This window comes from Blochmannia endosymbiont of Camponotus quercicola, assembly GCF_059935335.1.
Genome location: NZ_CP011794.1, coordinates 683981 through 696731 on the forward strand (window position 1 = coordinate 683981; position 12751 = coordinate 696731).

The following is a 12751-nucleotide window of genomic DNA, read 5'->3' on the forward strand; positions in this document are numbered from 1 at the left end:
GTAAGGAGGTGATCCAACCGCAGGTTCCCCTACGGTTACCTTGTTACGACTTCACCCCAGTCATGAATCACAAAGTGGTAAGCGCCCTCCCGAAGGTTAAACTACTTACTTCTTTTGCAACCCACTTCCATGGTGTGACGGGCGGTGTGTACAAGGCCCGGGAACGTATTCACCGTGACATTCTGATCCACGATTACTAGCGATTCCGACTTCATGGAGTCGAGTTGCAGACTCCAATCCGGACTAAGACGCACTTTATGAGGTTTGCTTGCTCTCACGAGATTGCTTCTCTTTGTATACGCCATTGTAGCACGTTTGTAGCCCTACTCATAAGGGCCATGATGACTTGACGTCATCCTCACCTTCCTCCGGTTTATCACCGGCAGTCTCCTTTGAGTTCCCGACTTTACTCGTTGGCAACAAAGGATAAGGGTTGCGCTCGTTGCGGGACTTAACCCAACATTTCACAACACGAGCTGACGACAGCCATGCAGCACCTGTCTCAAAGCTCCCGAAGGCACTCTCGTATTTCTATGAGATTCTTTGGATGTCAAGAGTAGGTAAGGTTCTTCGTGTTGCATCGAATTAAACCACATGCTCCACCGCTTGTGCGGGCCCCCGTCAATTCATTTGAGTTTTAACCTTGCGGTCGTACTCCCCAGGCGGTCGATTTAACGCGTTAGCTCCGAAAGTCACAGCTCAAAGTCTACAACCTTCAAATCGACATCGTTTACGGCATGGACTACCAGGGTATCTAATCCTGTTTGCTCCCCATGCTTTCGTACCTGAGTGTCAGTTTTCGTCTAGGGGGTCGCCTTCGCCACTGGTATTCCTCCAGATCTCTACGCATTTCACCGCTACACCTGGAATTCTACCCCCCTCTACGAAACTCTAGCTTGCTAGTTTCAAATGCAGTTCCTAAGTTAAGCTTAGGGATTTCACATCTGACTTAACAAACCACCTACGTACTCTTTACGCCCAGTAATTCCGATTAACGCTTGCACCCTCCGTATTACCGCGGCTGCTGGCACGGAGTTAGCCGGTGCTTCTTGTATGGGTAACGTCAATTAATATTGATATTAGCAATATTAAGTTCTTCCCCATTGAAAGTGCTTTACAACCCGAAGGCCTTCTTCACACACACGGTATAGCTGCATCAGGGTTTCCCCCATTGTGCAATATTCCCCACTGCTGCCTCCCGTAGGAGTCTGGACCGTGTCTCAGTTCCAGTGTGGCTGATCGTCCTCTCAGACCAGCTAAGGATCGTAGCCTAGGTGGGCTATTACCCCGCCTACTAGCTAATCCTATCTGGGCTCATCCGATGGCATAAGGCTTTTCTTATTTTATTAATAAAAGTCCCCTACTTTGGTCGTAATGACTTCATGCGGTATTAGCTACCGTTTCCAATAGTTATCCCCCTCCACCGGGCAGATTCCCAGACTTTACTCACCCGTTTGCCGCTCGCCAGCAGAGCAATTAAAAACTATTACTCTCTGTTGCCGCTCGACTTGCATGTGTTAAGCTTACCGTCAGCGTTCAATCTGAGCCATGATCAAACTCTTCAATTTAAATCAAATTTCTATTTGTAAAAATATAATTTTGTTAACTTTTATGTACAAATTACTAATTAAATTAACTCTTTATATTTTTAAAACAGCATTGTACTATATCTTATATGCGCTCAAGTGCCCACATCAATTATCTAAAAACTCTATTTGTTAAAGAACAATATATCTAATCATAATACTTTATACTATTTATAAAACAAAACAGTATATCATTACCATTGATTTGAATCGATGTCAATAGTATTTAAATACTATTTCTATAATTTGAAGTTTTAATTGAACATATTTAACTACATTTTATAATTATGTTACTATATGTAATATTTGTTAAATTTGCATTAATATCGTAGTTTAATTATTGTTATGAGGATATCATGACGCAATCATCGTTGTTAATTCGTCGTGTACTAATTAGTGTATACGATAAATCTAATATTTTAGAATTTGCTAAGTCATTAATTCAACGTGGTATTCAATTGTTGTCTACTGAAGGCACGGCTCAAATGTTGTCTGATGCTGGATTACCAGTGCTTAAAATTTCTAATTACACTAAACTACCTGAAATCATGAACGGACGCATTAAAACATTACACTACAAAATATATGCTGGAATTCTTGGTAGACGGGGATTAGATGATGCGGTAATGCATCAATATAATATCCTACCAATTGATATGGTAGTGGTGAATTTTTATTCATTTGCTGCTTCGTTTTCAAAAAATAAAAAATATTCTCAGGAAGAAATGTTAGAATATATCGATATCAGTGGTCCAAGCATGGTGAGAGCAGCAGCAAAAAATTATAAAAATGTGGCTATTGTGGTCAATAACTGTGATTATAATAAAATTTTAGATGAAATTAATTGTTTCAACGGATTGCTTAGCCTCAACACTCGTTTTCATTTGGCCGTAAAAGCGTTTAAATATGTCGCTGAATATGATAATGAAATTTCTGATTATTTCGATCATCAATTACGAAATAGTTGCCATACAGCTGTCACGAATGAGCACAATTACAATCAATCTTATCGTCGTTTTCCTAAAAAATTAACTTTTGTAGACCTTAAATTTATAAAAAAACAAGATATGCGCTATGGGGAAAATCCACATCAACGAGCGGCATTTTATGTAGATGCATGCACGCGACAAACAGGATCTGTTGCTACTGCTCAGCAATTACAAGGAAAACCATTATCTTACAATAATGTAATAGACATGGATACAGCTTTGGAATGTGTAAAAATGTTCGATGAACCAACTTGTGTGATCGTTAAACATACTAATCCATGTTCTGTAGCTACATCGGATACTATTTGCAGTGCGTATGTTAAAGCTTATCAAGCCGATCCCATTTCTGCATTCGGAGGAATCATTGCTTTTAATCGGTCTTTAGATAAAAATACGGCTCAATCTATTATTGAACAACAATTTGTAGAAGCAATCGTTGCTCCAAGTATTCATCAAAATTGTTTTGATATCATATCAAATAAAAAAAATATACGAGTATTGAAATGTGGTATATGGACCTCGAGAACGTCAGATGTAGATTTCAAACGAATTAATGGAGGATTATTAATACAAGATTATGATGGCATGACAAATTTAGAACATTTAGAAATAGTTACTATTCGTCGACCCACAGAAGAAGAAATGAGAGATGCATTATTCTGTTGGAAAGTAGTTAAATTTGTTAAATCTAATGCAATTGTTTGCGGCAAAAATTGTCAAACAACTGGAATTGGAACCGGTCAAATGAATCGGGTATCTGCAGCAAAAATAGCTACTTCTTCTTTTAATAAAGCAACACAGGATACATTAAATATTCAAGGATCAGTAATGGCTTCTGACGCTTTTTTCCCTTTTTCAGATATAATACATATTGCATCTGAAAAAGGTATTAGTTGTATTATACAACCAGGAGGATCTATTCGAGATCAAGAAATCGTTAGAACTGCCAATCGGTATAGTATCGCAATGATTTTTACACATATCCGTCATTTTAGGCATTAATCATACCATACATGCAAAACTAAAAATTATTGTATTAGCCTTGAGTATCAAGTAAGAACACAAAACATTTCTGATAATTAAAAGTATGGAAAAAATTATAATTATTTGAATATTTGAGTGCACGTAATTGTGTCTAATAACTATTAATGAATATCTTTTTGTCTTTAAAAGTTGTAAGCAATGTTTTCTAAAATACATTGTTAATGAAAAATTTAATTTTGTTGTTCTTGTAAGTTTTAATTTAAGACTAATTTTTTTGTATATAGAAAACTCAAATATACCTTGAAACTAAATTTATTTGATTGGAGTGGTGTTAAATCTTACTTAAAAAAATAAACGTTTATATTTGACCCAAATGTATCCAATAATTATAGTCGATTAAATGTCTATTTAATTTTAAATATACAATTTATATTGTTAAATAAATTATACAACGAGTTTGCCAATCAATTACTAAATATTATGTGTATTATGCAGAAAACTTTTGTTCATGGAGATTGATTATTATATACTAATCTTCATATAAAAATTAATTTTAAAAAATAAAAAGTAATTATATTCTGCTTATGTTTAATCCTGGATTAAATGACATTATATCGAGTAGTATAGTATGGTATACTATAGTTATGACTGTACAACACAATTTTTTATAACATAGAATAATAGCTATCTATTCATATTTTAAAACATTAAAATTCATTTAAGAAGAAGTTGCGTTTAATAATTCGGTTAAATTTGCTGATGCTTCATCTGCAGTAATTTGAGCAGAAATATTTGTTGCTGTTGTTATTGTAGAAGATTTATCTGCTGCGTTCTGATCACTAGCATGACGATCTATGCGTTCCTTATGATAAGAATAACCAGTTCCAGCTGGAATCAATCTTCCAACAATGACATTTTCTTTCAGACCACGTAATTCATCTCGCTTTCCCGCTACAGATGATTCTGTTAAAACACGTGTTGTTTCTTGAAAAGATGCCGCAGAAATAAATGATTCCGTAGCCAACGATGCTTTAGTAATACCTAACAAATTACGTATAAAACTTATTTTGACTTTTCCTTCGTTTTCTAGTTTTTTATTGGCAATTTTAATACGCGAATATTCTACTTGTTCACCTACTAAAAAATCAGAATTCCCTGATCGAATAACAGTAGCTTTACGTAACATTTGACGGACAATAACTTCTATATGTTTATCATTAATTTTTACTCCTTGCAAACGATAAACATCTTGTACTTCATTGACAATATAACGAGTTACTGCGTGTACTCCACGTAATCGCAGAATATCATGAGGAGACTCCGGCCCATCGGAAATAATATCTCCACGATCTACATATTCGCCTTCAAAAACATTAAGATGACGCCATTTTGGGATCATTTCTTCATAAATATCTCCATCTTCAATAGGAGATATCATTAAACGACGTTTGCCTTTAGTTTCTTTTCCAAAAGAAATTGTTCCGCTAATTTCTGCTAAAATTGCTGACTCTTTCGGACGACGTGCTTCGAATAAGTCGGCAACACGCGGTAAACCACCGGTAATATCTTTAGTACCACTACTTTCATGCGGTAATCTTGCTAACGTATCTCCACAGATAACTCTAGATCCATCAATTAATTGGATCACACTTCTACCAGGTAAAAAATATTGTACAGGAACATCTGTACCTGGAATAAAGATATCATAACCATTAACATCTACTATTTTTAATGTGGGTCTTAAATCTTTGGCGCTACTTACACGTTCCGAAGTATCTAATACTACAATAGAAGTTAATCCTGTTAATTCATCTGTTTGTTTAACAATACTCTGCCCATCTATCATATCAATAAATTGAACAAATCCACTCACTTCTGCAATCACTGGCATAGTATGTGGATCCCAATAAGCTACTATTTCTCCATGTGTTACCTCTTCTTCATTTTTCTTAGTTATTATAGCCCCATAAGGTACTTTATAACTTTCTTTTGTTCGAGAAAATTGATCAATAATTTTAAGCTCAGTGTTACGAGATGTAACCACCAATTTTCCTTCTCCATTTATTACAGATTTGATATTTTTTAAGTGAACAATACCTTTGTTTTTTATTTGAATACTTGATTCCGAGGCAGATCGAGAGGCAGCTCCACCAATATGAAAGGTACGCATAGTTAATTGAGTACCCGGCTCACCTATAGATTGAGCGGCAATGACACCAACTGCTTCTCCTTTGTTTACAAGTTGACCTCGAGCCAAATCTCTACCATAACATTGAGAACAGACGCCAAAATCAGTATCACAAGTCACAACAGATCGCACTTTAACCGTATCAATTGAATATGCATCCAAAATATCACACCAATACTCATCTAATAAAGTATTGCGTACAATCAATACTTTATTATTTTCATCGGATTCTAAAATATCTGCTGCTAAAACTCGACCTAATACACGTTCTCTGAGTGGTTCCTTGACATCTCCTCCTTCAATCACAGGACTCATCACAATACCAGCAAATGTATTACAGTCGTCTTGCGTGACAACCAAGTCTTGCGCGACATCTACTAAACGACGCGTCAAATAACCAGAATTAGCCGTTTTTAAAGCAGTGTCAGCTAATCCTTTACGCGCTCCATGTGTGGAAATAAAATACTGCAATACATTTAATCCTTCCCTAAAGTTTGCAGTGATAGGGGTTTCAATAATTGATCCATCTGGTTTTGCCATTAAACCACGCATGCCAGCAAGTTGACGGATTTGCGCTGCTGATCCTCGAGCCCCGGAATCTGCCATCATAAAAATATTATTGAATGATGCTTGAACTTCTGCTTGCCCATTACGATTGATCACGGTTTCAGTAGCTAAATTATCCATCATCGCTTGTGCAACGCGTTCATTAGCCGCCGCCCAAATATCAATAACCTTATTATATCGCTCACCTGCTGTCACCAATCCAGTTTGAAATTGTTCTTGTATTTCTACCACTTCAGACTCTGCTTCACTGATTATATCAGCTTTTTTAGAAGGAATAATCATATCATCAATACCTACAGAAGCTCCAGAACGAGCAGCATATGCAAATCCAGTATACATGATTTGATCTGCTAAAATAACAGTAGCTTTCAATCCTAGCAAACGATGACAACTGTTTAACATTGTAGATATAGCTTGCTTTCCTAACACTTGATTGACCAAAGTAAATGGTAATCCTTTAGGAACAATCATCCAAAATATAGCGCGTCCAATTGTACTATTAACAATATTTATTTTTTTTACGCATTCTCCATTTTTGTCATATTCATATTCAATAATACGTATTTTAATACGAGCATGTAGTTCAGCCAAACCTAAACGATAAAGACATTCTGCCTCTTTCGGACCAGTTAACACCATTCCTTCGCCCTTAGAATTTGCGCGTTCACGAGTCATATAGTACAAACCTAATACTACGTCTTGAGACGGGACAATAATCGGCTCACCATTAGCGGGTGATAAGATATTATTAGTAGACATCATTAACGCTCTGGCTTCTAATTGAGCTTCTAATGTTAATGGTACATGTACCGCCATTTGATCTCCATCAAAATCAGCGTTATAAGCGGCACAGACTAATGGATGTAATTGAATGGCCTTTCCTTCTACCAATACCGGTTCAAAGGCTTGAATTCCTAATCTATGTAATGTAGGAGCACGATTTAACATCACTGGATGCTCTCGAATTACGTTGTCCAAAATATCCCATACTACAGATTCTTCTCGATCTACCATTTTTTTAGCAGCTTTAATGGTACTAGCGAAACCTTGTAACTCTAATTTTCCATAAATAAATGGTTTAAATAATTCTAAAGCCATTTTTTTAGGTAATCCACATTGATGCAATTTTAAATAAGGCCCAACAGTGATCACTGAACGACCAGAATAATCAACACGTTTTCCTAAAAGATTCTGACGAAATCGACCTTGTTTGCCTTTGATCATGTCAGCTAAAGATTTCAACGGACGTTTGTTAGAACCAGTAATTGCGCGACCCCTACGCCCATTGTCTAGCAACGCATCTACCGCTTCTTGCAGCATTCTTTTTTCATTGCGCACTATAATTTCTGGAGCAGCTAAATCTAATAAACGTTTTAACCTGTTGTTTCTATTAATAACACGACGATATAAATCATTTAAATCAGAAGTAGCAAACCGCCCTCCATCTAGTGGAACTAATGGTCTTAAATCTGGAGGTAATACTGGTAATACATTTAAAATCATCCATTCAGGTTTATTTTCAGAATATATAAATGCTTCTATTAATTTTATGCGTTTTGTTATTTTTTTGCGTTTAGTTTCAGAATTGCTATCTTCTAATGCGTCTCGTAGGAATTCGCATTCGTTTTTTAAATTTGTATTTTTTAGTAAAATTTGAATAGCTTCTGCTCCCATTTTGGCTTCGAATTCGTCTCCAAATTCTTCCAATGCATCTAAATATTCCTCTTCGGTCAAGATTTGGCGAGACTCAAGACTAGTCATCCCGCTTTCAATTACCACATAGGATTCAAAATATAGAACACGTTCTATATCACGTAAAGGCATATCTAATAATAAACCAACACGCGATGGTAATGATTTTAAAAACCAAATATGAGCAGTAGGAGAAGCCAATTCGATATGTCCCATGCGTTCACGTCGTACTTTACTTTGTGTTACCTCCACTCCACATTTTTCACAAACTACCCCACGATGTTTTAAACGTTTGTATTTACCACATAAGCACTCGTAATCTTTAATAGGCCCGAAAATACGTGCGCAAAATAAACCGTCCCTTTCTGGTTTAAAAGTACGGTAATTAATAGTTTCTGGTTTTTTTACTTCGCCAAAAGACCAGGATCTGATCATATCTGGGGAAGCAAGTGCGATTTTAATTGCATTGAATTCTTCTACTTGAGTATGTTGTGTCTTAAAAAATCTAAATAAATCTTTCACAAAAGAGCCTTTATCAGAGTTATACCTGTTGGACGCATAAGTATTATATGATATAAAATATGTCTATTATATAAACATTAGTGCAAATATTAATCCTCTAGTTCAATATTAATTGCTAAAGAACGAATTTCTTTTAATAAAACATTAAAAGACTCGGGCATTCCGGGTTCCATTGTATGATTGCCATCAACAATATTTTTATACATTTTAGTACGTCCATTTACATCATCCGACTTTACCGTTAACATTTCTTGTAAAGTATATGATGCACCATAAGCTTCTAACGCCCACACTTCCATTTCACCAAAACGTTGACCACCAAATTGAGCTTTGCCGCCCAATGGTTGTTGTGTCACTAAACTATAAGAACCAGTGGAACGCGCATGCATTTTATCATCTACTAAATGATTTAGCTTCAACATGTACATATAACCCACAGTAACTTGCCTCTCGAATGCTTCCCCTGTGCATCCATCAAACAATGTAATTTGACCAGAAGCTGGTAATCCAGATAATTTTAAAAGACCTTTAATTTCCTTTTCTGTAGCGCCGTCAAACACTGGAGTAGCAATAGGCATACCTTTTTTTAAATTCTTAGCTAATTTTAATATCTCTACATCTGAAAATTTATTGAGATCAATATACTGACGCGATCTTTCTCCTAAATTATACGCTTGTTGAATAAATTTTCTTAATTGACTTGCGTCTTTATATTGTTGCAACATGCAGTTTATCTTATCTCCAATACCTTTTGCTGCCATACCAAGATGGGTTTCTAAAATTTGACCAATATTCATCCGAGATGGTACGCCGAGAGGATTAAGCACGATATCTACTGGTACGCCGTATTGATCATACGGCATATCTTCAATGGGGTTAATTTTAGAAATTACTCCTTTATTTCCATGTCGTCCTGCCATTTTGTCACCAGGTTGTATCTGGCGTTTTACAGCTAAATATACTTTAACTATTTTTAATATACCAGGAGCTAATTCATCTCCTTGAGTAATTTTACGATGTTGAATTTCAGTTTTTTTTTCAAACGTGTGTTTTAAATCAAAATATTGTTTAGTTAATTGGGATAATTGATATTGTCTTTCTGCATCTGATAATACCAAATTTAACCAAGAATTGCGGTTAATTTCAAATAATTTCTCCTTTTCAAAACCACTGGCAATTAATATATCATAAACACGATCAAATAAAGCTGATTCAAAAATTTGTAATTCTTCACTTAAATCTTTTTTAACTTGTTCTAATTTCGCAGATTCGATGATTAATGAACGCTTATCTTTGCTAATACCATCTCTAGTAAATATTTGTACATCAATTACAGTACCACATACCCCGTTAGGTACACGTAAAGATGAATCTTTTACATCAGAAGCTTTTTCTCCAAAAATAGCACGCAATAATTTTTCTTCTGGTGTCAATTGAGTTTCTCCTTTAGGTGTAACTTTTCCGACAAGGATATCCCCCCCTATCACTTCTGCGCCAATGTAAATAATTCCAGATTCATCTAATTTAGATAAAGCTGTTTCTCCTACATTTGGAATATCAGCAGTGATTTCTTCAGAGCCCAATTTAGTGTCACGAGATATGCAAGTTAACTCTTGGATATGTACACTCGTAAATCTATCTTCCTGTACCACACGTTCTGAAACTAACATTGAGTCTTCAAAATTATATCCATTCCAAGGCATAAAAGCAATACGCATATTTTGACCTAAAGCTAATTCTCCTAAATCGGTAGATGGACCATCTGCTATAACATCTCCATGTTCTACTAGTTCTTCTAAAGACACACAAGGCCGTTGATTAATACAAGTATTTTGGTTGGATCGAATATATTTTGTTAAGTGATAGATATCAATACCTGATTCTTCAGTATGTGTTGCACTCTTGTCAACATGTATTACAATACGTGATGCGTCTACATATTTAACGATACCGCTGCGTTTAGCTACCACAGTAACACCGGAATCTATAGCTACTGCGCGTTCCATTCCAGTGCCTACTAACGGTTTTTCGCTGCACAAGACAGGAACAGCTTGACGTTGCATATTTGCACCCATAAGAGCACGATTAGCATCATCGTGTTCTAGAAAAGGAATTAATGAGGCAGCAACCGAAACTATTTGTTGAGTAGATACATCCATGTAATCTACTTGGTCTTTCTTAAAAAGACCAGATTCACCTTGATTTCTGCAAGTTACCAGATCAGCAATAAATTCTCCTTTTGAATTTAAATTTGTATTTGCTTGGGCAATAACAAAATCACCTTCTTCAATTGCAGATAAGTAATGAATATCATTACTAACAATACCATTTTGGACTTTACGATATGGAGTTTCTAAAAACCCATACTCATTAGCTCGAGCGTACACAGATAATGAGTTAATCAAACCTATATTTGGACCTTCCGGTGTTTCGATTGGACAAACTCGACCATAATGCGTGGGGTGGACATCACGCACTTCAAATCCGGCGCGTTCTCTAGTTAAACCTCCTGGCCCTAAAGCAGATATGCGACGTTTGTGCGTAATTTCGGATAATGGATTGTTTTGATCCATAAATTGAGATAATTGACTAGAAGTAAAAAATTCTCTTACCGCAGCAGAAATTGGTTTAGCATTAATCAAATCCTGCGGAGTCAACACATCTAAATCACCTAAAGATAATCGTTCTTTCACCGCACGTTCTACCCTAACTAATCCAATTCTAAATTGATTTTCTGCCATTTCACCTACAGAACGAATTCGTCGATTTCCTAAATGATCGATATCATCCACTTCCCCTTTACCATTTCTAATATCAATCAACTTTTTTATTACATCAACAATATCATCTTTATTTAATACTCCTAAATCTTCTATTTGCACTCGTTGTAACGAACGATTAAATTTCATTCTTCCTACAGCAGATAAGTCATACCGTTCTTCCGAAAAAAATAAGTTTTCAAATAAATATTCAGCAGCTTCTTTAGTAGGAGGTTCTCCTGGACGCATTACACGATAAATTTCTACCAACGCATCAAATCTATTTGTAGTAGTATCAATGCGCAAAGTTTCAGAAATATAATTACCATAATCTAAATCGTTGCTAAATAATGTTTCTATGGACTTATATCCTGATTGAATTAAATTACGCAATATATCGGCAGATATTTCTGTATTCGCTGTAACAATAGGCGTATTTGTATTTTTATTACAATAGTCTTTGATAACAACCTTACCAATTATATAGTCTATGGGTACTTCAATTTTTGAAATATTATCTTTTTTTAATTGACGAATATGTCTAGCTGCAATACGACGCCCTTTTTTTACATACGTAATACCATTAACAACAATATCAAAAGATGCTGTCTCACCGCGTAATCTTTCAGGAACTAGATGCATATATAATGTATTACTATTTTGAATTTCATATACTACTTTGTTAAAGAATATATTTAATATTTGATCAGTAGTATAATTTAAAGCTCTTAATATTACTGTTACCGGCAATTTCCGTCGTCGATCAATTCGGACAAATAAATTATCTTTTAAATCAAATTCAAAATCTAACCAAGATCCACGATATGGAATAATACGGGCATTGTATAATACTTTACCAGATGAATGTGTTTTGCCTTTATCGCTATCGAAAAATACACCCGGACTTCTATGTAATTGAGAAACAATAACCCGCTCAATACCGTTTATAATAAAAGTACCATTATTAGTCATAAGCGGAATTTCACCCATATATACTTCTTGCTCTTTAGCGTTCTTTATTACACTATTTAATCCCTCTCGTTCATAAACAATTAAACATAAACGCACGCGTAACGGCGCAGAAAAAGTGGCTCCACGTGTCTGACATTCTTTTACATCAAATGTAGGTTCTCCCAAATGATATTTAATGTATTGTAATTCAGCGTTACCATTATAGCTTTTTATAGGAAAAACAGATTTAAAAGCTGCTTCTAAGCCACATTGTCCCTCTGGATCTTGCTTAATAAATTTTTGAAAAGAATCAATCTGAATAGAAAGAAGATATGGAATACCCAAAACTTGAGGACGTTTTCCAAAATCTTTACGAATACGTTTCTTTTCAGTATAAGAATACACCATAAAGTTCCTCAATTAGTTAATATGGACTATTTTTTCAAGAACAAATTGACTGTTATACAATATAATGGTTGTATAATTTACTACATACATTGTTTTAACTCAGAT

At 35.3% G+C, this 12751-nt stretch carries 3 protein-coding genes and 1 rRNA gene; 1 reads left to right on the forward strand and 3 read right to left on the reverse strand.

The annotated features are described in order from the left end of the window. Position 1: 1 nt before the first annotated feature. Positions 2-1568: ribosomal RNA gene (locus CBquer539_RS02870) — 16S ribosomal RNA — on the reverse strand. A 374-nt stretch (positions 1569-1942) separates the two neighbouring features. On the opposite strand from CBquer539_RS02870, the gene purH reads away from it, so the two are divergent. Further along, a complete protein-coding gene (gene purH / locus CBquer539_RS02875; RefSeq protein WP_500836362.1) occupies positions 1943-3577 on the forward strand; it encodes a bifunctional phosphoribosylaminoimidazolecarboxamide formyltransferase/IMP cyclohydrolase in 1635 nt (544 codons plus the stop codon). Between the two features lie 700 nt (positions 3578-4277). Here the strand turns inward: purH and rpoC are convergent. After that, positions 4278-8528, reverse strand: coding sequence for a DNA-directed RNA polymerase subunit beta' (gene rpoC, locus CBquer539_RS02880; RefSeq protein ID WP_500836363.1), 4251 nt, complete (start codon positions 8526-8528; stop codon positions 4278-4280). An 89-nt stretch (positions 8529-8617) separates the two neighbouring features. Beyond that, a complete protein-coding gene (gene rpoB, locus CBquer539_RS02885; protein WP_500836364.1) occupies positions 8618-12646 on the reverse strand; it encodes a DNA-directed RNA polymerase subunit beta in 4029 nt (1342 codons plus the stop codon). Between the last annotated feature and the right edge of the window lie 105 nt (positions 12647-12751).

Bases quoted from the DNA above. Each gene is read 5' to 3' on its own strand.
- purH (WP_500836362.1), top strand. From the start codon at position 1,943: ATGACGCAATCATCGTTGTTAATTCGTCGTGTACTAATTAGTGTATAC.
- rpoB (WP_500836364.1), bottom strand. From the start codon at position 12,646: ATGGTGTATTCTTATACTGAAAAGAAACGTATTCGTAAAGATTTTGGA.